The sequence below is a fragment of the Pseudomonas synxantha BG33R genome, assembly GCF_000263715.2.
In the GTDB taxonomy this organism is placed as follows: Bacteria; Pseudomonadota; Gammaproteobacteria; order Pseudomonadales; family Pseudomonadaceae; genus Aquipseudomonas; species Aquipseudomonas synxantha_A.
Genome location: NZ_CM001514.1, coordinates 5,743,588 through 5,768,906 on the forward strand (window position 1 = coordinate 5,743,588; position 25,319 = coordinate 5,768,906).

General features: G+C 60.1%; 23 protein-coding genes and 3 pseudogenes. 11 read left to right on the forward strand and 15 right to left on the reverse strand.

Annotated features, from left to right (window positions below; translation table 11 throughout):
* Window positions 1–106 precede the first annotated feature (106 nt).
* Window positions 107–553 carry a response regulator gene (locus PSEBG33_RS02475; RefSeq protein ID WP_005792100.1) on the reverse strand — a complete coding sequence of 149 codons (447 nt, stop codon included), beginning with the start codon at window positions 551–553 and terminating at the stop codon, window positions 107–109.
* A 245-nt stretch (window positions 554–798) separates the two neighbouring features.
* Between PSEBG33_RS02475 and PSEBG33_RS02470 the strand changes: the two genes are divergently transcribed.
* The 8 genes from PSEBG33_RS02470 (at window position 799) to PSEBG33_RS02435 (ending at window position 9,792) form a co-directional block, all read left to right on the forward strand.
* Window positions 799–2,721, forward strand: coding sequence for a putative nucleotidyltransferase substrate binding domain-containing protein (locus tag PSEBG33_RS02470; protein WP_005792101.1), 1,923 nt, complete (start codon window positions 799–801; stop codon window positions 2,719–2,721).
* Window positions 2,718–3,425, forward strand: coding sequence for a PolC-type DNA polymerase III (locus PSEBG33_RS02465; protein WP_005792102.1), 708 nt, complete (start codon window positions 2,718–2,720; stop codon window positions 3,423–3,425). Before PSEBG33_RS02470 ends, PSEBG33_RS02465 begins: the two co-directional genes overlap by 4 nt.
* 100 nt (window positions 3,426–3,525) lie before the next feature.
* Window positions 3,526–4,044 (forward strand): RNA polymerase sigma factor, encoded by a 519-nt coding sequence (locus tag PSEBG33_RS02460; protein WP_005792103.1) that lies wholly within the window; start codon window positions 3,526–3,528, stop codon window positions 4,042–4,044.
* The gene (locus tag PSEBG33_RS02455) at window positions 4,041–5,009 is read left to right on the forward strand and encodes a FecR domain-containing protein (protein WP_005792104.1); all 969 of its coding nucleotides are present in this window, start codon (window positions 4,041–4,043) and stop codon (window positions 5,007–5,009) included. The genes PSEBG33_RS02460 and PSEBG33_RS02455 overlap by 4 nt, the downstream gene beginning before the upstream one ends.
* A 207-nt stretch (window positions 5,010–5,216) precedes the next feature.
* Window positions 5,217–7,655, forward strand: a complete 2,439-nt coding sequence (locus PSEBG33_RS02450) for a TonB-dependent siderophore receptor (protein WP_005792105.1) — start codon at window positions 5,217–5,219, stop codon at window positions 7,653–7,655.
* Window positions 7,656–7,717: 62 nt separating this feature from the next.
* Window positions 7,718–8,821: a PepSY-associated TM helix domain-containing protein gene (locus PSEBG33_RS02445; protein ID WP_005792106.1), complete on the forward strand. Its 1,104-nt coding sequence runs from the start codon at window positions 7,718–7,720 to the stop codon at window positions 8,819–8,821.
* Window positions 8,818–9,000 carry a hypothetical protein gene (locus PSEBG33_RS02440; protein ID WP_005792107.1) on the forward strand — a complete coding sequence of 61 codons (183 nt, stop codon included), beginning with the start codon at window positions 8,818–8,820 and terminating at the stop codon, window positions 8,998–9,000. Before PSEBG33_RS02445 ends, PSEBG33_RS02440 begins: the two co-directional genes overlap by 4 nt.
* Window positions 9,001–9,162: 162 nt before the next feature.
* The gene (locus tag PSEBG33_RS02435) at window positions 9,163–9,792 is read left to right on the forward strand and encodes a glutathione S-transferase (protein ID WP_005792108.1); all 630 of its coding nucleotides are present in this window, start codon (window positions 9,163–9,165) and stop codon (window positions 9,790–9,792) included.
* 186 nt (window positions 9,793–9,978) lie between these two features.
* On the opposite strand, the gene creD is transcribed toward PSEBG33_RS02435, so the two are convergent.
* Genes creD through PSEBG33_RS02415 form a run of 4 tightly spaced genes read right to left on the reverse strand, consistent with a single transcriptional unit; the run spans window position 9,979 to window position 13,997 of the window.
* Window positions 9,979–11,328, reverse strand: a complete 1,350-nt coding sequence (creD, locus tag PSEBG33_RS02430; RefSeq protein ID WP_005792109.1) for a cell envelope integrity protein CreD — start codon at window positions 11,326–11,328, stop codon at window positions 9,979–9,981.
* Window positions 11,329–11,380: 52 nt separating this feature from the next.
* Window positions 11,381–12,820 carry a two-component system sensor histidine kinase CreC gene (gene creC, locus PSEBG33_RS02425; RefSeq protein WP_005792110.1) on the reverse strand — a complete coding sequence of 480 codons (1,440 nt, stop codon included), beginning with the start codon at window positions 12,818–12,820 and terminating at the stop codon, window positions 11,381–11,383.
* Window positions 12,820–13,488, reverse strand: a complete 669-nt coding sequence (gene creB / locus PSEBG33_RS02420) for a two-component system response regulator CreB (protein WP_005792111.1) — start codon at window positions 13,486–13,488, stop codon at window positions 12,820–12,822. Before creB ends, creC begins: the two co-directional genes overlap by 1 nt.
* A gap of 8 nt (window positions 13,489–13,496) precedes the next feature.
* Entirely contained in the window at window positions 13,497–13,997 is a 501-nt protein-coding gene (locus PSEBG33_RS02415; RefSeq protein ID WP_005792112.1) for an ATP-dependent zinc protease, read from the reverse strand.
* Window positions 13,998–14,170: 173 nt separating this feature from the next.
* Here PSEBG33_RS02415 and PSEBG33_RS02410 point away from each other — a divergent pair, with 173 nt between their 5' ends.
* Window positions 14,171–15,079 carry an acyltransferase gene (locus tag PSEBG33_RS02410; protein ID WP_005792113.1) on the forward strand — a complete coding sequence of 303 codons (909 nt, stop codon included), beginning with the start codon at window positions 14,171–14,173 and terminating at the stop codon, window positions 15,077–15,079.
* Between the two features lie 92 nt (window positions 15,080–15,171).
* Here PSEBG33_RS02410 and PSEBG33_RS27850 read toward each other — a convergent pair whose 3' ends face one another.
* The 3 genes and pseudogenes from PSEBG33_RS27850 to PSEBG33_RS29140 all read right to left on the reverse strand — a co-directional run.
* Window positions 15,172–16,107, reverse strand: coding sequence for a hypothetical protein (locus PSEBG33_RS27850; RefSeq protein WP_032803739.1), 936 nt, complete (start codon window positions 16,105–16,107; stop codon window positions 15,172–15,174).
* 263 nt (window positions 16,108–16,370) lie between these two features.
* Window positions 16,371–16,457 (reverse strand): annotated as a pseudogene (locus PSEBG33_RS29445) (two-component system response regulator CreB); the annotation flags it as partial.
* 8 nt (window positions 16,458–16,465) lie between these two features.
* Window positions 16,466–16,564: pseudogene (locus PSEBG33_RS29140) on the reverse strand (ATP-dependent zinc protease); the annotation flags it as partial.
* On the opposite strand from PSEBG33_RS29140, the pseudogene PSEBG33_RS02405 reads away from it, so the two are divergent.
* Window positions 16,562–16,804: pseudogene (locus PSEBG33_RS02405) on the forward strand (acyltransferase); the annotation flags it as partial. The pseudogenes PSEBG33_RS29140 and PSEBG33_RS02405 sit on opposite strands and share 3 nt — an antisense overlap.
* 33 nt (window positions 16,805–16,837) lie before the next feature.
* On the opposite strand, the gene PSEBG33_RS02400 reads toward PSEBG33_RS02405, so the two are convergent.
* Together PSEBG33_RS02400 and PSEBG33_RS02395 are read right to left on the reverse strand one after the other, a co-directional pair.
* Window positions 16,838–17,443, reverse strand: a complete 606-nt coding sequence (locus tag PSEBG33_RS02400; protein ID WP_005792118.1) for a hypothetical protein — start codon at window positions 17,441–17,443, stop codon at window positions 16,838–16,840.
* A gap of 178 nt (window positions 17,444–17,621) precedes the next feature.
* Window positions 17,622–18,194: a DUF2780 domain-containing protein gene (locus PSEBG33_RS02395; RefSeq protein ID WP_005792119.1), complete on the reverse strand. Its 573-nt coding sequence runs from the start codon at window positions 18,192–18,194 to the stop codon at window positions 17,622–17,624.
* Window positions 18,195–18,330: 136 nt separating this feature from the next.
* On the opposite strand from PSEBG33_RS02395, the gene PSEBG33_RS02390 reads away from it, so the two are divergent.
* Entirely contained in the window at window positions 18,331–18,789 is a 459-nt protein-coding gene (locus tag PSEBG33_RS02390; RefSeq protein WP_005792120.1) for an anti-sigma factor domain-containing protein, read from the forward strand.
* A 201-nt stretch (window positions 18,790–18,990) separates the two neighbouring features.
* Here the strand turns inward: PSEBG33_RS02390 and fdhA are convergent, their stop codons facing one another.
* From fdhA to PSEBG33_RS02365, 5 genes are all read right to left on the reverse strand, one after another.
* A complete protein-coding gene (fdhA, locus tag PSEBG33_RS02385) occupies window positions 18,991–20,190 on the reverse strand; it encodes a formaldehyde dehydrogenase, glutathione-independent (protein ID WP_005792122.1) in 1,200 nt (399 codons plus the stop codon).
* A 186-nt stretch (window positions 20,191–20,376) separates the two neighbouring features.
* Window positions 20,377–21,234 carry a formyltetrahydrofolate deformylase gene (gene purU / locus PSEBG33_RS02380; RefSeq protein WP_005792124.1) on the reverse strand — a complete coding sequence of 286 codons (858 nt, stop codon included), beginning with the start codon at window positions 21,232–21,234 and terminating at the stop codon, window positions 20,377–20,379.
* Between the two features lie 10 nt (window positions 21,235–21,244).
* The gene (locus tag PSEBG33_RS02375) at window positions 21,245–21,877 is read right to left on the reverse strand and encodes a sarcosine oxidase subunit gamma (RefSeq protein WP_005792126.1); all 633 of its coding nucleotides are present in this window, start codon (window positions 21,875–21,877) and stop codon (window positions 21,245–21,247) included.
* A gap of 123 nt (window positions 21,878–22,000) precedes the next feature.
* Entirely contained in the window at window positions 22,001–25,018 is a 3,018-nt protein-coding gene (locus tag PSEBG33_RS02370) for a sarcosine oxidase subunit alpha (RefSeq protein WP_005792127.1), read from the reverse strand.
* On the reverse strand, window positions 25,015–25,317 hold the full coding sequence (locus tag PSEBG33_RS02365; RefSeq protein WP_005792128.1) for a sarcosine oxidase subunit delta: 303 nt from the start codon (window positions 25,315–25,317) through the stop codon (window positions 25,015–25,017). Before PSEBG33_RS02365 ends, PSEBG33_RS02370 begins: the two co-directional genes overlap by 4 nt.
* Between the last annotated feature and the right edge of the window lie 2 nt (window positions 25,318–25,319).

A 25,319-nucleotide genomic window follows, 5' to 3' on the forward strand; every position in this document is an offset into this window, starting at 1 on the left:
GTACCGATCATCCATCAGCACGTTCCAAGTCAGTAAACAGCTCGTACAAGCGTCCTTGCTACTGTCAAAGTTGACAGTTCTGCATGACTCCAGACCAACGGCCGTTTTACTGCACCATCCCCAACTCCCGCTTCACCAACTTCGCCAACTTCACGCTATCAATGGGCTTGAGCAAAAAGTCCACCACACTCAAGTGCATCGCGTCGATCACATCCGGCGCTTCGGCGTCACCCGACATGATGATGATCGGCAGCGCCGCCCGGGTCGACTCACGCACCTGACGGATCAACTCCAGGCCGTTACTGGGCTGCATGCGCAGGTCGGTGATCAGCAAACCGATAGAGCTGCTCGATTTCAACAAATCCCACGCCGCCTCACCACTGTCGGCGGTCAAGCAACGAATACCGTCCAGCCCCAGGATTTCCGCCAACAGTTCACGCGCATCCTTGTCGTCGTCCACGATCAATACGCGTTGGGGCGGTAAATCAGGCTCGAGCATCACGGCGCTCAACGCCTCGCGCTCGGCATCACTCAAAATATCGTGGTCGGACATACGTTTCTCAGCAGTTCTGAATCAATCTCCCAGCACTCGTCAGACATCTGTGCAAGGTCGAACAATGTGCACTTCGTCGGAAAGTTTGCCTAGTGGGCGTTCTACGGGGTTTGGACGATAGTCATGTAAGGTTTTTCCCTAGTTTTGTAGCGTTTTCACCGACCTAGACTTACGTCCAATGGGCACCCGCGGTGCAGGAGTCGACCATGCAGTACGATAACGACAAAAAAACTGCGGTCACTGTTATGAGTAAAGCTGATGCATTCGCACAGGCGGGTAAAACTGCTGTGTTGCAGAACATCCACGGCACCTTGCAATTGCTGCAACGCTTCCCGCCGTTCAACCAGATGGAGCCAGCGCACCTGGCCTTCCTGGTGGAACAGTGCCAACTGCGCTTCTATGGCCAGGGCGACAGCATCCTCAAACCGTCGGGCGGGCCGGTCGAGCATTTCTATATCGTCAAACAGGGTCGGGTGGTTGGCGAGCGGCCTGACTCGCCAGATCCCACCTTCGAAATCACCACCGGCGAGTGCTTCCCCCTCGCTGCGTTGCTGGGTGAACGTGCGACCCGCACCGAACATAAAGCCGCGCAAGACACCTTCTGCCTGCAACTGAACAAGCCGGCGTTTATCAAGCTGTTTGCCCTTTCCAGCCCGTTTCGTGATTTTGCCTTGCGTGGCGTCAGCAGTCTGCTCGACCAGGTCAACCAGCAAGTGCAGCAAAAAGCCGTGGAAACCCTCGGCACCCAATACTCCCTGAATACCCGCCTGGGCGAATTGGCCATGCGCCACCCGGTGACGTGCAGCCCGCACACGCCGTTGCGTGAAGCGGTCACGTTGATGCACGAGCAACAGGTCGGCAGCATTGTGATCGTGGACGAACACAAGGCACCCTTGGGCATTTTTACCCTGCGTGACCTGCGCCAGGTGGTGGCCGACGGCACCAGCGATTTCAGCCAGGGCATTGACGGCCATATGACCCAGGCGCCGTTCTTCCTGAGCCCGGACCACAGTGCCTTCGACGCCGCTATCGCCATGACCGAACGGCATATCGCCCATGTGTGTCTGGTCAAAGACCAGCGCCTGTGCGGCGTGGTGTCCGAGCGTGACTTGTTCTCGTTGCAACGCGTGGACCTGGTGCACCTGGCCCGCACTATCCGCAACGCGCCCCGGGTCGACAACCTGGTGGCAATCCGCGGTGAAATCGGCCAATTGGTGGAACGTATGCTTGCTCATGGCGCGTCGTCCACCCAGATCACCCACATCATTACGCTGCTCAACGACCACACCGTCTGCCGGGTGATCGAGCTGACCCTGGCGGAAAAAGGCGACCCCGGCGTGCCATTCAGTTGGCTGTGTTTCGGCAGCGAAGGCCGCCGCGAGCAAACGCTGTACACCGACCAGGACAACGGCATTCTGTTCGAGGCCAAGGACGCCGTCGAAGCTGCCCAGATCCGTGACCGGCTGCTTCCCCTGGCACAGCACATCAATCAAAGCCTGGCGCTGTGCGGCTTCAGCCTGTGCAAGGGCAATATCATGGCCGGCAACCCCGAGCTGTGCTTGTCCCGAGTGGAGTGGGCGCGGCGCTTCGGCGCGTTTATTCGCGAGGCGACGCCGGAGAACCTGCTTAGCTCGAGCATCTATTTTGATTTGCGTGCAGTGTGGGGCGACGAGCGTGGTTGCGAGCAACTGCGTCAGGGCATTCTCGATCAGGTCGCGGACAACCGTTTGTTCCAGCGCATGTTGGCCGAAAACGCATTACGCCAGCGCCCGCCGGTGGGACGCTTTCGCGAGTTCGTGCTGACCCGCAAGGGCGGCGAAAAGGCCACCCTGGATCTCAAGGTGCAGGGCTTGACTCCCTTTGTCGATGGCGCACGCCTGCTCGCCCTGGCCAATGGTATCCACGCCAACAACACCCTGGAGCGCCTGCGTCAGTTGGTCGACAAGCAAGTGATCGAGCCCCTGGATGGCGCGGCTTACGAAGAGGCCTACCACTTCATTCAGCAAACCCGTATGCAGCAGCACCAATTGCAGACCCGCGAGAACCAGCCCTACTCCAACCGCGTCGACCCCGACAGCCTCAACCACCTCGACCGACGCATCCTGCGTGAATCCCTGCGCCAGGCCCAGCGCCTGCAAAGCAGCCTGACCTTGCGGTATCAACTGTGAGTTGGTTCGGCTGGTTTCATAAGCAAAAACCCGGGCTGAATGCCGCGCAACAACAGCGCCTGGAACAGTTACCCAAGCCTTGCGCACTGGGCGATGGTTCGTTGCGCAACCAACGCTGGGTCGTGGTGGATCTGGAAACCAGCGGCCTGAACCTGAACCGTGACCAGGTGCTGTCCATCGGCGCCGTGGTGATCGAGGACGGTGCGGTGGATTTTTCGCAACTGTTCGAACGCACCCTGCAACGCACCGACACCAAGCTCAGCCCCAGCGTATTGATTCATGGTCTCGGCCCCAGTGCGATTGCCGCCGGCAGCGACCCGGCCGAGGCGCTGCTGGATTTCATGGCATTCGTGGGCGACAGCCCGTTGCTGGCCTTCCATGCACCGTTCGATCAACACATGCTGGGCCGCGCGCTCAAGGACAGCCTGGGTTATCGCCTGGCTCACCCGTTTCTCGACGTGGCCGACCTGGCACCGCTCTTGTGCCCCGACGCCACGCTACGCGAGGCCGGGCTGGACGACTGGGTCAAGCATTTCCAACTGCAGGTCGGCGAGCGTCATCACGCCAGCGCCGATGCATTGGTCACGGCGGAGCTGATGCTGATCCTGTTCAGCCGTGCACGGCAGCAGCAGATCGACACGCCCCACGCGCTGCAAGAGCGTTTGGCCCAGTGGAAACGGCGCCAACAAGCGCCATCGTTTTAATGTCACCTCCCGACAGACGCTAATTGCGCCCATCCCACGCCTCTGACACAATCGCGAATAATTCTCGTTAGTTTAAACCTACTATTTATTCGGTGATGCCTTGTCGTCGGTCCAGACCCCACACAGTGAGCTTGTTGGCGCGTTGTATCGCGACCATCGTGGCTGGCTGCTGGCCTGGCTACGCCGCAATGTGGCCTGCCCGAGCCGCGCCGAAGACCTGAGCCAGGACACTTTCATGCGCCTGCTGGGCCGCGACGGCTTGCGCGAGCCCCGTGAACCCCGGGCGTTCCTGGTGGCCATAGCCAAGGGCCTGCTGTTCGACTACTTCCGTCGAGCCGCTCTGGAACAGGCGTATCTCACCGAATTGATGCTGATCCCCGAAAGCGAACACCCATCGCCGGAAGCACAGCAACTGATCCTTGAAGACCTCAAGGCCATCGACCGCCTGCTCGGCAAGCTGTCGAGCAAGGCCCGCGCCGCGTTCCTCTACAACCGCCTCGACGGCCTGGGCCACGCCGAAATCGCCCAGCGCCTCGGTGTGTCGGTGCCCCGTGTGCGCCAGTACCTGGCCCAGGGTATACGCCAGTGCTACATCGCGCTGTATGGCGAGCCCTCGTGACAGCCATTGGCTCCAAACCGGTTTCGGCACGGGTGCTGGATGCCGCGATTGCCTGGCAACTGTCTCTGGACTCGGGCGACGGCAGCGCGGTGGAACAGCAAGAGTTCGCCAAATGGCTGGCCAGCGATGAGGAACATGCCCGCGCCTGGCGCCAACTGGGCATGCTCGATCAGCGCTTCAGCGTGGCCGCCGGCCCGGCCCGGGCGGCGTTGCTGCAATCGCGCCACGGCATTCGCCAGCGCGTACGCAAGTTGGGCCGTGGCCTGGCGAGTATCGTACTGGTGTGTGGCCTGGGCTTGTTTGCCGGCGAGCGTTACGTGCCGATCCACTACTGGCTGGCCGACCAGCGCACCGCCACCGGCGAGCAACGCACGCTGAAACTGGACGATGGCACCTCGATCAACCTCAATACCCATAGCGCCATAGATGTGCGCTTCGACGAAAAGCGCCGATTGATTGTGTTGCAGGAGGGCGAAATCCTCGTCGAAACCGGCCACGACGATTCACGCCCGTTCTATGTGCAAACCCGCGACGGCAGCCTGCGAGCGCTGGGTACCCGGTTTATCGTCAAGCGCGAAGACGACGCTACGCGCTTGAGCGTGTTGCAGTCCGCCGTGGCTGCCCAGCCTGAAGCGCTGCATCAGGAGCACGTTTTCAAAGCAGGCCAGCAAGTGTTGATGCGCAGCGATGGCCTTGGCCCGCTGCTGGCCGTGACCCACGCCACCGACGCCTGGACCCGTGGCATGTTGGTGGTCGACAACGCCCGTCTGGGCGATGTGATCGAAGAACTGGGCCGCTACCGCACCGGGCATCTAGGCGTGGATGACAACGTGGCCGACCTGCGCATCACCGGCAGCTTCCCCCTGCACGACACCACGCTGGCGTTGAATGCGCTGTTGCCGACCTTGCCGGTGCAGATCGAGCAGCACACGCCGTGGTGGGTGACTGTCGCTGCCAAGCCTTAGATTCTGTGGTGACCGGGCAATCGCCATCGGGAGCAAGCCCCCTCCCACATTGGAAGGTACTCACGCATCAAAATGTGAGAGGGGGCTTGCTCCCGATGAGGCCCTGAAACACACCGCCAAAAAATAGTTTCACCCAGCCCTATCACTTTCCGATTCTCGCTCGGCACCTAGGCAATTGAGAAATATTTCCATTCAGGAGCCGCCCTTATGTCCCGCACGCTAGACACCTTGTTGCGCCCCAGTCTGTTAGCCCTGGCCATCGCCCTCAGCGCCCCGCTGGCGAGCACTTCGCTGATCGCTGCTGAACAAGCCTTGAACGTGCGCGCCTATAACCTGCCGGCCGCCCCATTGGCCAGCACCCTGAACCAGATCGCCAGCCAGGCTGGCCTGGCGCTGACCCTCAACCCGGCACTCGCCGCCGGTAAAACATCGGCCCCGGTCAAGGGCCAGTTCGATGCACAGAGCGCGTTGCGTGAGGCGTTGCGCGGTACTGGCTTGCAGTTGGAACAAAGCAGTACGGGCACTTACACCCTGGTGCCGGTTCCGGAGGGCGTCGTCGCCTTGCCGACTACCAACATCACCGGCCAGGGCAACTATGAAAGCGCTTGGGGGCCGGTGGAGGGGTATGTGGCTACTCGCACAGCAGCGGGCACGAAGACTGATACACCTATTGCCGAGCTGCCCCGTTCCGTCACGGTCATTACTCGCCAGCAAATGGAAGACCGCTCCGTTCTCAACCTCAACGACGCCTTGCGCTACACCGCCGGCGTGCAGAGCAGTGGCTATGGCTCCGACTCGCGTAGTGATTGGTTACTGGTTCGCGGCTTTGTCCCCACCCAATTCCTCGATGGCCTACCACTGCCCAAGGGTAACTACGCAACGCCGAAAATCGACACTTGGAATCTAGAGCGTATTGCTGTCCTGCGAGGTCCCGCTTCGTCGGTCTACGGGCAAACCCCACCCGGCGGCTTATTGGATATGGTTAGCCGTCGCCCCCAGGCCGAAAGCTCAAACGAAATTGAAGTACAGGCCGGCAGCAATAACCACAAGCAGATCAACTTCGATAGCACCGGAAAAATCGACGACGAAGGCCAGTTCCTTTACCGAGTCAGTGGTGTCGTGCGCGACAGCAATACGGCGGTGGACCATATTCCGGACAAGCGATACAACGTTGCGCCCAGTCTCACGTGGAATATCAACGACGACACCAAGCTGACGTTGCTCACCCAGTTTACTCGCGACGATACCGGCATTACCGGCCAGTTCCTGCCGTTGCAAGGCACCAAATTGAGCTCGCCAGCCGGCAAGATTTCCCATCATAAGAACCTGGGCGATCCAGATTGGGAGTTCTATGACCGCACTTACTACGCACTGGGCTACGCGTTTGAAACGCGCCTGAACGACACTTGGCAGTTCCACCAGAACCTGCGCTATACCAAGAACGACTTGTCGTTCCAGGGCCTGACCGCCGGTGGTGCGTTCTTTCCGAATGGCCCGGAAACCGCGGTTGACGCTGACGGCAACGTGCGTCGTTCAGCCGGCAAGGTCGATGAGGACATCAGTCAGTTCGCGGTCGACAACAACTTGCAGGCCGACTTCAAGACTGGCGCCGTGAACCACACACTGCTGCTAGGTCTGGACCATCAGCGCTCCACCAGCAATGCGCGCTGGGACTGGGGCTCGACCGGCGTGCCAACCATCAATTTCAATCGCCCGGTGTATGGACAGGACTTCTCCAATGTCCAGTACTTCACCATGTATGACTACACCCAGAAGACCCAACAGACCGGCCTTTATATCCAAGACCAGATGGCACTGGACAATTGGCGACTGACGTTAGGCGGGCGGGAAGACTGGGTACACACCGGCACTACTTTCCATAACCTGAACGACGTCACCAACACACAACGCGACAAGCATTTCAGCGCAAACGCTGCGCTGAGCTATGTGTTCGATAACGGCATCACGCCGTACCTGTCCTATGCTGAATCGTTCCAAGCTGGTACCGGTACACAAGTGGCCAGCACCGGGGCTTTCAAGCCGACTGAAGGCAAGCAGTACGAAGCAGGGATCAAGTACCAGCCACCGGGCACAAAGGCCTTGCTTACAGCGGCGGTATTTGACCTGACCCAAAAGAACTCCACGGTGACTGAGGGCAGCATCACGCGCCAGATTGGTGAAGTGCGCAATCGCGGTCTGGAGTTGGAAGCCAGCGCCGACGTCACCGACAGCCTCAAACTGGTAGGCTCCTACACCTATAACGATAGCGAGATCACCAAAGGCGCGACCGGTGAAGAAGGCAATCGCATGAACCAGCTACCACGCAACCAGGCGACAGGATGGGCCGATTACACGTGGCGCAGTGGGTTACTGGACGGCTTCGGTGTGGGTGCAGGCGTGCGCTACGTTGGCGATACCTACGGCAACGCCGCCAACACCGAACTCGGCCATGTAGGCTCCTACACTGTCTACGACGCCTCGGTGCACTACGACCTAGGCCGTGTGAACAGCGCCATGAAGGGTGTCACAGTGGCCGTGGACGCCAAGAACATCTTCAACAAGGACTACCTCTCCACCTGCGACGGTTTCTATTGCTACTACGGTGACCAGCGCAACGTGGTCGCCAGCGTGAACTACAAATTCTAAGACGGTGAAAAAACGCTTATGAAGGGCCGCCTAAACTGCGGCCCTTTTGCCTTGGAGCCGTGATGAAAAGCAAAACCATCCGCCGCTGGTCCTTCATCCACACCTGGACCAGCCTGATCTGCACCGTATTCCTGCTACTGCTCGCCCTCACCGGCTTGCCGTTGGTGTTCCACCACGAGATCGACCACCTGCTGGGTAACGAGCCCGAGTTGGCACAGATGCCGGCCGATACGCCGCAGCTCAACCTTGAGCAGCTTGTGGCCAAAGCCCAGGCCCATCGACCCGGCGAGGCCATGCAGTACCTGGCGTGGGACGAAGACGACAAGAACGGTGTGATCGCGATCATGGCCGCCACGGCCGGCACCGAGCCGAACTCGTCGCACACCTTCATGCTCGACGCCCGCACTGGCGAAGCAGTGGAAACCCCGGCGGCCAATGGTGGGCTGACCCTGTTCCTGCTGCGCCTGCATGTGGACATGTTCGCCGGCCTGCCGGGCAAGTTGCTGCTGGCGTTCATGGGCCTTCTGTTTGTGCTGGCGATTGTTTCGGGCACGGTGTTGTACCTGCCGTTCATGCGCCGCTTGAAGTTCGCCACCGTGCGTCAGGACAAGTCCACCCGCCTGCGCTGGCTCGACCTGCACAACCTGATCGGCGTGGTCACCCTGACGTGGGCGCTGGTGGTGGGCGTGACCGGCGTGATCAGCGCCTGCGCCGACCTGATCATCGCCGCCTGGCGCCAGGACAGCCTCAGCGCCATGATCGAACCCTACCAGAACGCCCCGCCGCTGACCCACCGCGCACCGGCCACCGAGCTGCTGAGCATTGCCGCCCAGGCAGCGCCGGGCATGGAGCCGGACTTTATCGCTTTCCCCGGCACGCGCTTCTCCAGCGAGCATCACTATGCGGTGTTCATGAAAGGCAGCACGCACCTCACCTCCCATCTGCTCACGCCGGTGCTGATCGACGCCAGCACCCTGGCCGTCACCGCCATCGCCGAGCGCCCGTGGTACATGGACGCCATGGGCATGTCCCAACCGCTGCACTTCGGTGATTACGGCGGGATGCCGATGAAGATCTTGTGGGCAGTGCTGGATGTGCTGACCATCGTCGTGCTGGTCAGCGGCATTTACTTGTGGATCGTGCGGCGCAAGGCGGCCAAGGTATGAAGCCTCGGCAGTCGAATTTCTGGAAGGTGTTTGGCATTCCGCTGGGAATTGGCCTGCTCAGTGCCGCCGGGTTGTTTGCGGCGTTGCTGGGGGATGGGGTGTGGGATTCTTTGAGCTGGGTGGGGTTGGGCGTACCTGCTGCCATTGGCGCTTGGGCGTTGGGCAAGCGGCGCGGCTGAGGGCGCTATCGGGGGCAAGCCCCCTCCCACATTTGATTTGTGAACGCCGTCCACTGTGGGAGGGGGCTTGCCCCCGATGAGGCCCTCAGGATCACAAAAATCCCCCTCGCCAGCCACTGCGCAAGCATCTACGCTAGCCCCAGTCCATTTCGAGGAATGCCCATGTCCGCCCCCAGCATGACCTTGTTCCACAACCCGGCCTCGCCCTTCGTGCGTAAAGTGCGCGTGCTGCTGATCGAGACCGGCCAGCAGGACCGTGTGGCCCTGCACGCTTGCCTGCCGACACCGGTCAACCCGGATGCCCAAGTGCTGCAAGGCAACCCCGTGGGTAAGATCCCGGCGCTGCGCCTGGCCGACGGTTCGGTCCTGCACGACAGCCGGGTGATCCTCGATTACTTCGACCACCAGCATGTCGGCAACCCGCTGATCCCCCGTGATGGCTCGGTGCGCTGGCGGCGCCTGACGTTGGCCTCGATGGCCGACGGCATCATGGATGCCGCCGTGCTGGTGCGTTACGAGACCGCCATGCGCCCGCTGGAAAAACACTGGGATCAATGGCTGGACGAACAGCGCAACAAGATTCGTCGCGCTCTCGCCGAGCTGGAGCAGGACGCCATCGCCGAACTGGCCAGCCATTTCGATATCGCTTCGATCAGCGTCGCCTGCGCCCTGGGCTACCTCGACTTTCGCCATCCGGATATGCAGTGGCGCTCGGACACCCCCAAGCTCGCCGCCTGGTACGCCGAGGTCAGCCAGCGGCCTTCGATGCAGCAGACCCAACCGCCCGCCTGACATGTATACCTACCCCCTGTGGGAGCGGGCTTGCCCGCGATTGCGGCGTGTCATTCAGTACATCTGCTTCTGAACCCCCTCTATCGCGGGCTTGCCCGCTCCCACAGGGGACGGTGGTGGTATTGAGGAAGGTGGCGATCCTTAAGGCCAACTGCGCCCCCGCTTGCTGATCCTCCCGCAACCCAATCATTGCCCTTGCTCCACCTTGCGCTTACCCACCCCATACCAATCCAGTTTGCGCGTCAGCACCATGACCGTGCCCAGCAGGCCAAACAGCAACAGCGAACCCATCAGCAGCGCGTAATCCTCGGCACTGAGCAACCCGAACAACAAGCCATACAACGCCGCCAACCCTGCCGAGAACCCCAGCCCATGGACGACGCTGCGCAGCACATGGCACACGTAAAAACCGATCAACAACACACAGGCACTGGCCGATATCAGGTACGCCAAGGCAAAGCCCACATGCTCGGACAGCGACAACAGCAACAGGTAGAAGAACGCCAGCGCCACGCCCACCAATGCATACTGAATCGGGTGCACCGCCAGGCTCTTGAGCACTTCGAACAGGAAGAAGCCAGCGAAGGTCAGGGCGATAAACAACAGCGCGTATTTGATCGCACGGTCGCTCTTGAGGTACTGGTCCACCGGGTCGATGAAGTTCACGCCAAAGCTGCGGTTGTTGAAGTCTTCGCAGCCCTGGCGGTCCAGGCAGCTTTGCAGCGCTTGTTCAAGGTTGGTGGAGAAGAATGAGGTCTGCCAACTGGCACTGAAGCCCTGGTCGTTGACTTCCCGTTGAGCTGGCAGGAAGTTGCCGATGAAACTCGGGTGCGGCCAGTTGGACGCCAGGGACACCTGGCTGGTCTTGCCCACCGGCACCACTTGCAGTTGTTCGGTGCCTTGCAGACGCAGGTCGAAGGCGAAATCCAGCACGGCAGGTTTCTTGCCGTCTTGCGTTGGCAACACCACATGCACGCCCTCGCCCAGCCAGTCCACCTGCGAGCCCGGCGAGAACTCCAGGCGCTGATCACCCAGCTCCAGCTTCAAAGCGTTTTCAATGCCGCGAATATCGCTGATGCCCACCGCCAGAAACGCAGGCTCAAAGCGGTAATCAGCAAAGTCTTCGGTGATCCCCAACTGCGCAGGCAATTCAAAACGCCCGCTGATGCGGTTGTCAGCATGGAACAGCCGCGCCTGGTAGATACCCCGCGCACGCAGTTCGGTTTGCACCTTGCCGTCGAGCTCGAAACGCTCCGGCAGGAAATACAACCGGCCACGCTCTTCACGGGTTTCTTCGTAGCGTTTGTTGAGCTTTTCATTGAGCTTCCATTCACGCACCGTCTTGCGAAACGGCACCACCATCACCGGCCCGGTGAGGCGCTGGGCGTAACTGGAACTGCGGGCGATGTCCATCAATACGCCGTCGCGCAGTTGCTGGCGGTCGGTGATGATGCCGTTGATCATCAGCAACGGAATCAGCAACAGCAGAATCAGCAGCGCAATCGCGCCAAGTTTGAAAAGCAGGCTGCGGTTCATGGGTCTCTCCCTGTTTGAATGGGGGAGAGTCTGCCCAGCCGATATGGGGGATTTATGCGGGCAATGTGGAGACTGTGTGGAGATGCAGCACCGCTTGCACGCCGCCTGGCACATTGCCGATCTGCAGCGAGCCGCCGTGCAGCTTCATCACCTCCTCGACAAAGTTGAGCCCCAGGCCCGTGCTTTTACGCCCGCTGGCCGGACGTGGCAGCGAGTAGAACCGCTCGCTCAGGCGCGGCAGCGCGTAATCGGGAATCGCCGCGGCCTGGTTGAACAGACTGACCTGCACATCGTTATGCCGCACCTGGGCACTGAACCTCAGCGTGCCGCCGGGTGGGGTGAAATCCAGCGCATTGTCGAGCAGGTTGCCCAGGGCCTGACGCAGCAGGAAGGGTTCGCCAAATACCTTCACATCGGCAGCGATGACCTGCTCCACCTGCAAGCCGGCACCTTCGATTCGCGCACATTGGGCCTTGAGCACCTCATCGACCAACACCGCCAGCGGGATGTACGATTGCTCCTCCAGCCCCTGACGTTGCTCAACCTGGGCCAGGTTCAACAGGCGTTCGATCAACTGTTGCAGGCGCGCGCTTTCGCTGTCGATATTGCCGACAAACCGCTGCTGCTGCTCACGGCTCATATCGCCCTGCAACAGCTCCGCCGCACCGCGAATCGCCGCCAACGGGCTTTTCAATTCATGGGTCAGCGTGTGCACGTAGCGCTCTACATAAGCCTTGCCTTCCAGCTGCGTGCGCATGTGTTCCACGGCGGTGGACAACTGCTTGAGCTCGCCGCCGCGATAATGCGGCAACTCGGCGCGGCGGCCCTCGCTCACGGCTTCGGCATAGGCGGTAAGGCGTCGGAGGGCGACGGTCAACCACCACGACAATAGCGCCCCCAGCAACAGGCCCAGAATCACCAGCCCCGCGCCATACCACAGCAGGCGGCGCTCAGTGCGATCCACGTAGGGTTGCAACGAGCTGTTGGGCTTGGCCACGGTGACCACGCCAATGATCTGGCCGTTATCGCGAATAGGCGCTCCCACGTGCATCACGGATGACGTGGGATCGTCCACGTCGCTGCGAGTGGAGCGCGCACCGTATTCGCCGCGCAGGGTCAGGTACACATCGTTCCACTTCGAATAGTCCTGGCCCACCGCTTCACCGCTGGAGTCAAGCAGGACCCTGCCCTTGGCGTCGGTCACATAAATACGATGGTTGACCTGGTTTTTCGGCAGGCCCCAGATCACCGCACCCGGCTGGCGATTGCCGTAAGCCTTGAGCAGCGCTGGCCAATGACTCTGGCCCAGGGTGCCGTTCTTCACATCTTCGCGCAGGATTTCAGCCAGCAGGTTGGCGGTGTCCACCAATGTTTCTTCGGTGGACTGGCGAACGCCGGGGCGGATTTCCTTCATCACCGTGTTGAGTACGAAGTAGCCAGTCAGGCCGATAAACAGCGCATACACCAGGAAAATCCGCAGCCCCAGGCGCATCAGCTGTGGCTCGGGCTGTAGCTGTAGCCCAGGCCGCGATGGGTCTGGATCGGCTCGGCCTGCGCCGCCACGCCACGCAATTTGCTGCGCAGGCTTTTGATGTGGCTGTCGATATTGCGCTCGTAGCCGGCATCGGCGGGCACACCTACGGCGTCCAGCAGTTGCTCGCGACTGAACACGCGCTCGGGTTGTTCCAACAGGCTTTGCAGCAGGCGGAACTCATGGCGCGTGAGGCTCAGGGGTTGCCCGCGATAGTGGATCTGCATGCGCTCCAGGTCCACCTGGAACAGCATCGGGGCCGCACCCGGACCAACACGCTTGAGAATCGCCCTCACCCGCGCCGCTACTTCCCGAGGGCTGAAGGGCTTGACTACATAATCGTCGGCACCGATTTCCAACCCCACCACCCGGTCGATCTCGGCATCCCTGGCACTGAGGAACATCACTGGCACTTCGCTGAACCGGCGCAGGTGCTTGCAGGTTTCAAAGCCAGTGATGTCCGGCAGGCCGATGTCGAGGATGATCAGGTCGGCCGGGCTCTGGCGCTGATGCTCCAGCGCCGCCTGGCCGAGCGTCAGCCAGGTGGTGGTGAAGCCCTCGCCTTGCAGGGCAAAGATCAGCGTGTCGGCTATCGCCGCTTCGTCTTCGACAATCAGGATGTGCGGCATGGGTTCAATCAGCAGTCCGGTTTGTCGGCAGTGTAGCGACGTGCCGGGTTCACCGCCGCGCCAAATTCACGCAGGGCCTTGGCGCCGATCAACAGCGGGTAGTTGAAGCTGCTGCGGTCGGTGAGATTGACCTCGACGGTGCGCTTGACGTCGCCCAGGCACATCTCCAGATCGATCACCGGACGCTTGGCCACGCTGGCTTCGTCCTTGTCGTCATCTTCGTCGGCGCGGCTCTTGATCTTGCTGATGCGCGACACCTTGTGCTCGTAGACCTTGTTGCCGGCGTCCTTGCCGCCGAGGCGGAAACGCACCCAATCGTCGCCGTCGCGGGTGAAGGTCTCGATGTCCCGGGCCGACAGCGAGGCGGTCAGTGCGCCGGTATCCATCTTGGCCTTGAAGGTTTCGCCGATCTCCGGCAACTGGATGTATTCGTAGCGACCATAAAGGGTCGGTTCGGCAGCCATGACAGGCAGGGCCAGCAGAGCGAGGGAGGCAAATAACAGTTTCACGAAGTGAGTTCCTCGGAAAGAAGTAGGCGGATTCTAGACCGCAAACGCGGCACTTAGTTAGTGACTGCCACCCTACACGGCACATTGTGAAACATTCGTCCGCTGATTTGCGATTTGGCCTCTAGACTCACCTTGCTTATCATGACCCGCCCACACGATCCCAAGAGTTATTTATGCGCCGCCTGCTCACCGGCTGTTTGGTCACACTGCTGCTGTTACTCAACACGCTGATCCTGATCGGCCCCTTGATGGTCTTTGCCCTGCTCAAGCTGGTGGCGCCGGGCCGCTCGCGTGACTATGCATCCTGGGCGGTGATGTGGATCGCCGAGACCTGGGCCGAGATCGACAAGTTGATTTTCTCGCTGTGCATTCCAACCCAATGGGATATCCGCGGCGGTGAGGACCTGCGCAGTGACACCTCCTATCTGGTCATCAGCAACCACCAATCCTGGGTAGATATTCCGGCACTCATCCAGGCGCTGAACCGGCGCACACCGTTCTTCAAATTCTTCCTGAAAAAAGAGCTGATCTGGGTGCCCTTCCTCGGCCTGGCCTGGTGGGCGCTGGATTACCCGTTCATGAAGCGCTATACCAAGGCATTTCTGGCCAAGCATCCTGAACTGGCAGGGCAGGATCTGAAAATCACCAAGAAGGCCTGCGAGCTATTCAAGCGCCAGCCGGTGACGGTGGTCAATTACCTGGAAGGCACGCGGTTCAGCGAGGCCAAGCGCGCGCAACAGGATTCACCCTTTACCCGGCTACTCAAGCCCAAGGCAGGCGGCGTCGCGTTTGTGCTGGCCGCAATGGGTGAACAGCTGGACGCGGTACTCGACGTGACCGTGGTCTACCCGCAACAAAAGATTCCGGGGTTCTGGGAATTGATCAGTGGCGCGGTGCCGAAGGTGATCGTGGATATCCGCACCCGCGAGCTGGACCCGGCGTTGTGGCAAGGGGATTACGAAAACGATCCGGCCTTTCGCCAGACCGTCCAGAACTGGGTCAACCAGCTCTGGACGGAAAAGGACCGTCGAATTCATGAACTGCTGGAAAACGAAGGCATGCAATGCGAAAGCCAGCGATGATGGAACCTTCCAAGGTCATAAACGAGACCTTGAAAGGTAATCCATAGTGGTGTCTTGCTTCCTACAGTTCCCTACTGTTTCGAAGCTACCGCTCAAGCCAGCTCATTTATGCTGTTGCGCAGAGCATCTCGTACCTGCGTAGGGTTGGTCCTGTCAAAAAGGGAATCCAAAGCCGCACGCATCTTTTCTGATGCTTGCGAGATATTGCCTCCAGCGGCCTGGGCGCCCAACACTCCAAGGAGATTGGAAATCACTGCGTCAGCGGAAGTCTGCACAGACGAGGGCACATTTGCCAAATCGCTGCGCGGCGCTCCGGATGCATCGACCTCATGTAGCTGGCCGTCCGCGCCCTTCACAATATGCACGCCACCTTCAGGCAACGGTTTGTCTGCCGGCCAATCTTGGGCACCGAGGTCCGCAAGACGCACGGCGCCTTCAGGCAATGGTTTGCCTGCCGGCCAATCTTGGGCACCGAGGTCCGCAAGACGCACGGCGCCTTCAGGCAATGGTTTGCCTGCCGGCCAATCTTTGGCACCGAGGTCCGCAAGACGCACGCCACCTTCAGGCAACGGTTTGTCTGCCGGCCACTCTTGGGCACCGAGGTCCGCAAGACGCACGGCGCCTTCAGGCAATGGTTTGCCTGCCGGCCAATCTTTGGCACCGAGGTCCGCAAGACGCACGCCACCTTCAGGCAACGGTTTGTCTGCCGGCCACTCTTGGGCACCGAGGTCCGCAAGACGCACGCCACCTTCAGGCACTGGTTTGCCGGCCGGCCACTCTTTGGCCAGAGCATTGCTAGAACCCGAAACTTGTTTCAGCCCAGACATCAAATTATTGAGTGCCCGCTCAGGATTCGACCCATTAGCGACGCCACTCAGATCGTTGCGCAAGTTCTGCAGCAAATTCGCGCTCAATCCCAGGTTATGCAACACATTGGGGTCGATCAGCCTAGCCTTGCTGGTCGGCACATGGGCGCCAACCTGGTTGTATAGATTCTGGAGCGTGGTTTGCAGGTTAATAGAATTCATCAGATCACCATGTAGTTATTCGGTCGATTACCCTTCAAACAGTACTGCTGTGGTGTTACGAAGGTGACTACTATGTGGCGCCCAACTTTCCTACCGTTCCTACTGATCCACTACAATTTATTTCGCCTACATCCCACTCATCATGAAATATGACTCATTGATAATTATAGGAAACGCGATCCTTGGAGAAAGGCAGCTTAGCCGCCGCCCCCCCCAAGCCTGGGCACTGAGGAACATCACTGGCACTTCGCTGAACCGGCGCAGGTGGTGGTGAAGCCCTCGCCTTGCAAGGTAAAGATCAGCGTGTCGGCTATCGCCGCTTCGTCTTCGACAATCAGGATGTTCGGCATGGGTTCAATCAGCAGTCCGGTTTGTCGGCAGTGTAGCGACGTGCCGGGTTTACCGCCGCGCCAAATTCACGCAGGGCCTTGGCGCCGATCAGCAGCGGGTAGTTGAACAACTGGATGCAGTGCTCGATGTGACGGTGGTTTATCCGCAGCAAAAGATTCCGGGGTTTTGGGACTTGATCAGCAGTGCGGTGCCGAAGGTGATCGTGGATATCCGCACCCGCGAACTGGATCCGACGTTGTGGCAAGGGGATTACGAGAATGATCCGGCGTTTCGCCAGACCGTCCAGAACTGGGTTAACCAGCTCTGGCTTGAGAAAGATCAGCGGATAGACGAGGTTCTTGAATGAACCTGCGAAAGATCACCACGGGTATAAATCCCCTCAAACAGCTTCTTTTAAAACCTCCATAACTTTAGAGACCAACTGTGCCGAATCCAGGCCGGCCTGGTTTGCCTCTTTGAGCGCGGCTCTCAGCGACTCGCCAAAATGCTTGCCATTGAAGTTTGAGCCGGAGAATTTAAGTAAACTATCGGCCAAATCCCCTGCTACTTTGTCGTACATCTCTGGATCAGGATTGTTCAGCGTTTCAGACTTGGCAAAATGACTCTTCGAACTGTCTGCCACCCCTATCGCCTCAGACTGCAAGTGGTCAAGCAATGCCGTTGAATCAAAACGATTCTCTGCACCAGGGGCAAAATAATCGGCCACGCCAGCGAGTATTTGGCTAAGGGGCTGTTCAGGATCCCTTGCTTTTGCGAGGTTGTGTAGTGCGTCTTGCACAGTAAGGCGAAGGTCAGCGGGTGGTTCTTGTGAATTCCTTTTGGAGCGAGCCGTTGATTTCTTGTAATCATCATAGTTAATACCCAGCTCTTCAAGGCGCTCACGCAGCGCTTGTTCATATGAGCTCTCTGGACTCTCGTCCCGCTGAAGCCCAGACACATTGATATAGTTTTTTATGTCTGGGATGCTCAGGCCCTTAAAATCCATAACGCCACCTCTCATACATCACTAGGGAAAACCTTCCAAGGTCGTTGTGAGCGACCGTTGAAAGGTAACGATATGTGGCGTATTTCTTCCTACGGTTCCCTACCACCGAATGATTTTTAACAGGTGGGATTTTTCAGCGCTCATATCAATAAAAATGACTCCGTGCGCACGCAGGTAACTAGCTACCCGTCCCCCACGCCTGAGCCAACTTGCCCAACACTGAACTGCTGGCACCCTGACCACCCAGGTACTGCAGGATCACCGGAGCAAACTGGCCGACCATACCGCTGTCCATGCCCAGGGCGCTGAACGCGGTGTTCAAGTCGTTAGTACTCTTCACATTACCCAACAGGCCGTCCAGGCCGCTGGTCTTGCTGCCGCCGCTCTGGCCGAGCATCCCGCTCAACGCGCCGAGGCTGCCCAGTGCGTTGTTGCCCGACAACTGATCGAGGCCCGGCACGCTGTTGCCCAGTTGCGAATAGTCGTTGCCGCTCAGTTTATTCTTGGCCAGCCCCAACATGGCGCCCGTGCCGCCCACCGCTTGCTCGGGGGTGATATTCAGTTGCGAGGTCAGAGCGCTCAGCAGGCCAGCCGTCTCGGACGAGGGTGCGGCGGCAGCGGCTTTATTGTTGCCACCCTGCATACCGGAAATGGCGTTGGCTGCATCGCCAAGGCTGAAACCTGCAGCGAACACCGGGCCGGCGGCCATGGACAGCAGGCAGGAAAGGGCAAAACCGCGTGAAATCTTCATCAATACAACCTCAGGAGATGGATGCAAAAGCAAGCGTTGGACTAGGTATCCCGTCGGTTGTTCCAGGCCCTGCCCGGAACCCAATCGGGATAATCGGGTCCATGGACTGACTACAAAATTTGTCGAGAAGAGACTTATGACTGCGATCCAACCCCAAGTGATTGAGCAAAAGCCTCCATTCTGGAGCCGCCCACGCCTGTTCATCGGCGCCTGTGTGGTGGTGGTTGCCGGTATCGGCGGCGCGCTCTACACCCAGGACAGCGTCAAATCCGCCGCAACGTTGGTGAACACGACCCAGCAGCCGGCCGCGCAAATCATGGCCCACAAGGATTATCTTGAAGTGCAGCCGATTGCCTCCACGGCGCCGGCGCCAGACCAAAGCCTGGAGCTGTGGGCAATCCCTAAAGATGGCACACCGGTGTCGCTGGGCCTGTTGCCGGAAGACGGCGAGGGCATCATCGGCCTGAACCCGCGCCAGCAGGAAACCATCAGCAAGCCGGTGGAGTTGATGGTGAGTTCGGAGACCAAGGGTGGCTCCATCAGCAAACAACCCACAGGCCCGACCGTCTATCAGGGTGCATTGGCTACTCGCTGATCCCTAAACACCATAAAACCCTTGTGGGAGGGGGCTTGCTCCCGATAGCGGCAGGTCAGTCACAGCGGTACTGACTGAATTACCGCTATCGGGAGCAAGCCCCCTCCCACATTTGATCTTCATCAGCCGGCGTTTGCAGGCTTAAGCGCAGACGCAAAAAAGGGCGACCCAAGGGTCGCCCTTTGTCATTTGCCCAACGCTTTACGCCGCACTGAACAACTTATGCGGATCAATCACAAACTTCTTCGGTACACCCGCGTCGAACTCGCCATACCCGCGTGGCGCATCATCCAGGCTGATCACCTGCACGCCGACGATCTCGGCGATATTGATCCGATCCCACATGATCGCCTGCATCAACTGGCGGTTGTACTTCATCACCGGCGTCTGCCCGGTGTGGAAGCTGTGGGATTTGGCCCAGCCCAGACCAAAGCGAATGCTCAGGCTGCCCATTTTCGCGGCGGCATCGACAGCACCCGGATCTTCGGTGACGTAGAGGCCAGGGATACCGATCTTGCCTGCCACACGCACCACGCCCATCAGTGAGTTGAGCACGGTGGCCGGGGCTTCGGCCTTGACGCCGTCGTGGCCATGGCCGCGAGCTTCAAAGCCTACGCAGTCGACGGCGCAATCCACTTCAGGTTCGCCCAGCAGCGCAGCAATCTGTTCGTGCAGCGGCGTATCGGTAGACAGGTCGACGATTTCAAAACCCTGGGCCTTGGCGTGGGCCAGGCGGATGGAATTGACGTCGCCAATGATTACAACGGCTGCACCCAACAGCCGTGCCGAGGCGGCAGCGGCCAGACCGACCGGACCGGCACCAGCAATGTAAACGGTGCTGCCCGGGCCAACGCCGGCAGTGACGGCGCCGTGGTAGCCGGTGGGCAAGATGTCGGAGAGGCAGGTCAGGTCGCGGATTTTCTCCATGGCCTTATCGCGGTCGGGCAGTTTGAGCAGGTTGAAGTCGGCATACGGCACCAGCACGTATTCCGCTTGACCACCGGTCCAGTCGCCCATGTCTACATAGCCGTAGGCACCACCGGCACGGGCCGGGTTAACAGTCAGGCATACGCCGGTGTGCTGTTCCTTGCACGAGCGGCAGCGGCCGCACGCCACGTTGAACGGTACGGAAACCAGGTCACCGATTTTCAGGTTTTCGACGTCGCTGCCCTTCTCGATCACTTCGCCGGTGATCTCGTGACCGAGCACCAGGCCGGTCTGGGCAGTGGTGCGGCCGCGCACCATGTGTTGGTCGGAGCCGCAGATGTTGGTGGAGACCACGCGCAGGATGACGCCGTGCTCGATCTTCCTGCCACGGGGGTCCTGCATTTTGGGATAGTCGATTTTCTGTACTTCGACCTTGCCATTGCCGAGATACACGACACCACGATTACCAGACATGCTTTCACCTCGCTGTTGTTTTTATGGAACTGCGTTGCCGCTTGGGTGGGCAGCGCGTTAGTGCTCGGGTACAGATGCTGTTTCTTGTGTTGCTTGTAAGGGCCTCATCGCAGGCAAGCCAGCTCCCACAGTGGATCGGGTTCACACATCCTGGAATGTGGGAGCTGGCTTGCCTGCGATAGCGATCTAAAGAACGACGGTGCGATTGGCGTTCAAGAACACCCGCCGCTCGATGTGATACCCCACCGCACGCGCCAATGTGAGCCCTTCGATATCGCGCCCCTTGGCGATCAAATCCTCGGGATAGTGGCTGTGATCAACCACCTCCACACCCTGGGCGATGATCGGCCCCTCATCCAAATCGTTGTTGATGTAATGCGCCGTGGCCCCCACCAGTTTTACGCCCTTGTTGTACGCCTGGTGATACGGCTTGGCGCCCTTGAAGCCCGGCAGCAACGAGTGATGAATGTTGATGGCCTTGCCATCCAGCTTGCGGCACAGCTCCGGCGACAGCACCTGCATGTAGCGCGCAAGGATCACCAGTTCGGCGCCGGTGTCTTCCACCACTTGCCACACCTGCCGCTCCTGGGATGGTTTGTCGTTGGGGTCGAGCGGGAAATGGTAGTAGGGAATCTGGTGCCAGTCGGCCAACGGCTTGAGATCCGGATGGTTGGACACCACCGCGACCACGTCCATCGACAGTTGGCCGATGCGCTGGCGGTACAGCAGGTCGTTGAGGCAGTGATCGGCCTTGGAGACCATGATCACCACTTTCGGCCGATAGTTCGGCGCCGTCAGCTCGAAGATCATGCCGAAGGCTTCACCACGGGTCGCCAGGCCATCGCGGAACGCCTGCTCGTCAAAACCGTCAGGCTGACGAAACTCCACACGAATGAAAAACCGGCCCGAGAGGCGATCATCGAACGAATGGTGTTCAGTGACGTAGCAGCCCTGCTCGAACAGGTAGCGGGTGACCGCGTCCACCGTGCCGAGCACGCTGGGGCAGTCGGCGGTCAAAATCCATGTATCGGGTGCGCGGCTCATGGGTGATTCCTCAGGCTTGAACGCTCAGACCGAATTCGGCCGAGGCATCCTGCAGCCACAACCACCAGTAATCGGAGAAGCTGCGACGGATCAGCAATTCCCAGGTGTCTTCAGCGGTATGGCGGATCACCAATTGCGACTTGGCGAACACCGTGCCTACCGCCTTGCCCACCGGGAAGTTATTGGGGTGTACGTCGTAGCTGGTGGACTTCATCAACACATCGCGCACATTAGGGCCGCTGAGTTCGAGAATCTGCTGGCCGCCGCTGACGTTGACGATCTGGATGTGCAAATCCCCCAAGGCGGCACGCAGGTTTTGTTCAGCGGCAAATTCTTCACCGCTCGGCACGATCAACAGCCACTCATCCGGGCCGAGCCATTGCAGGCTGGTCTCGCCGTTGACGGTCACGCTTAGCGGGCCGGGCAGTTCAATGCCGACGGCCTGGAGTACGCCAGCGGCGAAGGCGGCATCATGGCCATCGCCACGGATAGTCAGGTGGCCGAGGAGTTTCTTTTCGCGCACGGTCACGCCGGCGTTCTTGCGGCCCTTGCCGACCAGGCTGGCGAGGTCGGCATGGTGCAGCGACGATTCGGCCTCGGCGCTGGTGGTGGGGCGTTGTTGGTAAACATTGGCTGCTGTCATAAAGCACCTTTCCTGAATTCTGTGGTGACTGTTCTGGCCTCATCAGGGGCAAGCCCCCTCCCACACTTGGAATGCATTCCCCTGTGGGAGCTGGCTTGCCTGCGATGGCCGCGACTCGGTCTATCAGATGTTCTGGCGATCACCTTTCGGGTCAAAGAACACCGAGGACACAATCTCCGCCTCGATCACGCTGCCATCGGCCTGCGGTGAGAACACCCGCTCACCGATGCGCTTCAAGCCACCCTTCACCACACCCATGGCAAACGAATAACCCAGGGAGTTGTGCGCATAGCTTGAAGTGACGTGACCGACCATCTTCATCGGAATCGTCTGCTTTGGATCGAACACCAACTGCGCGCCTTCCGGCAGCCATACATTTGGATCAATCGGCTTCAAGCCCACCAGTTGCTTACGCTCTTCACGCACGCAGTCTTCACGGTTCATACCGCGCCAGCCGATCCACGAGAACGGTTTGGTACGGCCTACGCACCAGCCCATGTTCAGGTCGTCCGGGGTCATCGAGCCGTCGGTGTCTTGCCCGACGATAATGAAGCCCTTCTCGGCGCGCAGGACGTGCATGGTCTCGGTGCCGTACGGGGTCAGGTTGTACTTCTTCCCGGCCTCGACGATCTTTTCCAGCACGCCCATGGCGTAGTCGGCCTGCACGTTGACTTCGTACGACAGCTCACCGGTAAACGAGATACGGAACACCCGCGCCGGTACGCCGCCGACCAAACCTTCCTTCCAGGTCATGAACGGGAAGCCATCCTTGTCCAGGTCGATGTCGGTGACTTCCGCCAGCAGCTTGCGGCTGTTGGGGCCGGACAGGGTCATGGTCGCCCAATGGTCTGTGACCGAGGTGAAGTACACCTTGAGGTCCGGCCATTCGGTCTGTTGGTAGATTTCCAGCCACTGTAGAACGCGGGCGGCGCCGCCCGTGGTGGTGGTCATCAGGAAGTGGTTGTCGGCCAGACAGGCAGTGACGCCGTCGTCGAACACCATGCCGTCTTCCTTGCACATCAGACCGTAGCGCGCCTTGCCCACATCGAGCTTGGTCCAGGCGTTGCTGTAGATGCGGTTGAGGAACTCACGCGCATCCGGGCCCTGGATATCGATCTTGCCGAGGGTGGAGGCATCCAGCAGGCCGACGCTGTCACGCACCGCCAGGCATTCGCGCTTCACCGCAGCGTGCAGATCTTCACCGTTACGCGGGAAATACCATGGGCGTTTCCACTGGCCGACATCCTCAAACTCGGCGCCGTTCTTCACGTGCCAGGCTTGCAGCGCGGTGTAGCGCACCGGTTCGAAAATGTGCCCACAGTGACGGCCCGCCACCGCGCCGAAGGTCACTGGCGTGTAGTTGGGACGGAACATGGTGGTACCCATCTGCGGGATGGTCACGTTCAGCGAACGGGCGGCGATGGCCAGGCCGTTGACGTTACCCAGCTTGCCCTGGTCAGTACCGAAGCCCAGCGCGGTGTAGCGTTTGACGTGCTCGACCGATTCGAAACCTTCACGTGTGGCCAGTTCGATGGCGGCTGCAGTGACGTCATTTTGCAGGTCGACAAATTGCTTCGGCGCCCGGGCAGTAGCTTTTTCGTGAGGCACCTGGAACAGCGCCAGCGTCGGCTCTTCCAGACGGCTCAAGGCTTTAGGCAGCACACCTTCCACCGGCGCAAAACCAGCTTCACTGGCCGCACGCACGCCGCCTTCAAAACCATCGGCGAGGGAATCGCCAAGGCCGTAGACACCGTTGATACCGCCGACGCACACGCGTTTCTGCGGCGCTTCGCCCGGCACAAAACCGAGGATATCTTCACGCCAGGTCGGCTTGCCGCCCAGGTGCGAGGCCAAGTGGACCACCGGGCTGTAGCCACCGGAACTGGCGACCAGGTCGCAGTCCAGCCACTCGCCGGGGCTGGTGACTTTGTGCGCTTTCACATCGATCGCGGCCACGCGGGCAGCGGTCACATGCTTGCTGCCACGCGCTTCGATCACAGCGCTGCCGGTGAGAATGCGAATGCCTTTGGCGCGGGCTTCTTCCACCAGCGCGCCACGTGGGTTGTGACGGGCATCAGCCACCGCCACCACCGAAAGGCCCGCATCAAACCAGTCCAACGCGACGCGATAGGCATGATCGTTGTTGGTCGACAGCAGCAGTTTTTTGCCCGGCGCCACACCGTAGCGGCGCACATAGGTGGAGACCGCACCCGCGAGCATATTGCCCGGCACATCGTTGTTGCCGTACACCAGCGGACGCTCGCACGCACCGGTGGCCAGCACCACGCGCTTGGCGCGCACACGGTGGATACGCTGACGCACCACGCCAATCGGCGCACGGTCACCGAGGTGATCGGTGAGGCGCTCGTGAATGGTCAGGAAGTTATGGTCGTGGTAGCCGTTGACGGTGGCGCGGGGCAGCAGTACTACGTCCGGCAGGGCTTTCAATTCGGCAATGACGCTGGCAACCCACTCAGTGGCCGGCTTGCCGTCGAGGCTTTCACGGGAATCGAGCAGCGAGCCGCCGAACTCTTCCTGCTCGTCGGCGATGATCACCCGCGCACCGCTGCGCGCAGCGGCCAATGCAGCCGCGAGGCCGGCAGGGCCTGCGCCCACGACCAGCACGTCGCAATGACGGTTGAAGTTGTCGTAGGTGTCCGGGTCGTTCTCGGTCGGCGAGCGGCCTAAGCCTGCGGCCTTGCGGATGTACTTCTCGTAGGTCATCCAGAACGACTGCGGGTACATGAACGTTTTGTAGTAGAAACCCGGCGGCATCAGCTTGCCGCCAACCTTACCGAGAATGCCCATCACGTCGTTGTTAACGTTCGGCCAGCCGTTGGTGCTGGTGGCAACCAGGCCCTGGTACAACGCCTGCTGGGTGGCGCGCACGTTAGGAATTTGCGTGGCTTCGGTAGCACCGATCTGCAGCACGGCGTTCGGCTCTTCGGCGCCGGCGGCAAAGATACCTCGAGGGCGCGAGTACTTGAAACTGCGGCCGATGATGTCGACGCCGTTGGCCAGCAAGGCGGCAGCCAGGGTGTCGCCTTCAAAGCCTTTGTAGCTCTGGCCGTTGAACGTAAACGTCAGGACTTTGTTGCGGTCGATGCGGCCACCGTTGGACAGGCGATTGATCTGGCTCATACCTTCTCTCCAGCAGCCTTGGCGGTGAATTGCGGCTTCTCGCCGATCTTGTAGGTTTCAAGAATTTCGTAGGTCAGGGTGTCGCGGGTGGCGTTGAAATACTGGCGGCAACCGGCGGCATGGATCCACAGTTCGTGGTGCAGCCCACGCGGGTTGTCACGGAAGAACATGTAATCGCCCCACTGCTCGTCGGTGCAGGCATTCGGGTCCAGCGGGCGCGGGATGTGCGCTTGGCCGGACGCGTGGAATTCCTCTTCGGAGCGCAGTTCGCCACAGTGAGGACAGAAGATATGCAACATAG

Bases quoted from the DNA above. Each gene is read 5' to 3' on its own strand.
- PSEBG33_RS02475 (WP_005792100.1), bottom strand. From the start codon at position 553: ATGTCCGACCACGATATTTTGAGTGATGCCGAGCGCGAGGCGTTGAGC.
- PSEBG33_RS02470 (WP_005792101.1), top strand. From the start codon at position 799: ATGAGTAAAGCTGATGCATTCGCACAGGCGGGTAAAACTGCTGTGTTG.
- PSEBG33_RS02450 (WP_005792105.1), top strand. From the start codon at position 5,217: ATGTCCCGCACGCTAGACACCTTGTTGCGCCCCAGTCTGTTAGCCCTG.
- PSEBG33_RS02445 (WP_005792106.1), top strand. From the start codon at position 7,718: ATGAAAAGCAAAACCATCCGCCGCTGGTCCTTCATCCACACCTGGACC.
- PSEBG33_RS02440 (WP_005792107.1), top strand. From the start codon at position 8,818: ATGAAGCCTCGGCAGTCGAATTTCTGGAAGGTGTTTGGCATTCCGCTG.
- PSEBG33_RS02435 (WP_005792108.1), top strand. From the start codon at position 9,163: ATGTCCGCCCCCAGCATGACCTTGTTCCACAACCCGGCCTCGCCCTTC.
- creD (WP_005792109.1), bottom strand. From the start codon at position 11,328: ATGAACCGCAGCCTGCTTTTCAAACTTGGCGCGATTGCGCTGCTGATT.
- creC (WP_005792110.1), bottom strand. From the start codon at position 12,820: ATGCGCCTGGGGCTGCGGATTTTCCTGGTGTATGCGCTGTTTATCGGC.
- creB (WP_005792111.1), bottom strand. From the start codon at position 13,488: ATGCCGCACATCCTGATTGTCGAAGACGAAGCGGCGATAGCCGACACG.
- PSEBG33_RS02410 (WP_005792113.1), top strand. From the start codon at position 14,171: ATGCGCCGCCTGCTCACCGGCTGTTTGGTCACACTGCTGCTGTTACTC.
- PSEBG33_RS27850 (WP_032803739.1), bottom strand. From the start codon at position 16,107: ATGAATTCTATTAACCTGCAAACCACGCTCCAGAATCTATACAACCAG.
- PSEBG33_RS02400 (WP_005792118.1), bottom strand. From the start codon at position 17,443: ATGGATTTTAAGGGCCTGAGCATCCCAGACATAAAAAACTATATCAAT.
- PSEBG33_RS02395 (WP_005792119.1), bottom strand. From the start codon at position 18,194: ATGAAGATTTCACGCGGTTTTGCCCTTTCCTGCCTGCTGTCCATGGCC.
- PSEBG33_RS02390 (WP_005792120.1), top strand. From the start codon at position 18,331: ATGACTGCGATCCAACCCCAAGTGATTGAGCAAAAGCCTCCATTCTGG.
- fdhA (WP_005792122.1), bottom strand. From the start codon at position 20,190: ATGTCTGGTAATCGTGGTGTCGTGTATCTCGGCAATGGCAAGGTCGAA.
- purU (WP_005792124.1), bottom strand. From the start codon at position 21,234: ATGAGCCGCGCACCCGATACATGGATTTTGACCGCCGACTGCCCCAGC.
- PSEBG33_RS02375 (WP_005792126.1), bottom strand. From the start codon at position 21,877: ATGACAGCAGCCAATGTTTACCAACAACGCCCCACCACCAGCGCCGAG.
- PSEBG33_RS02370 (WP_005792127.1), bottom strand. From the start codon at position 25,018: ATGAGCCAGATCAATCGCCTGTCCAACGGTGGCCGCATCGACCGCAAC.
- PSEBG33_RS02365 (WP_005792128.1), bottom strand. From the start codon at position 25,317: ATGTTGCATATCTTCTGTCCTCACTGTGGCGAACTGCGCTCCGAAGAG.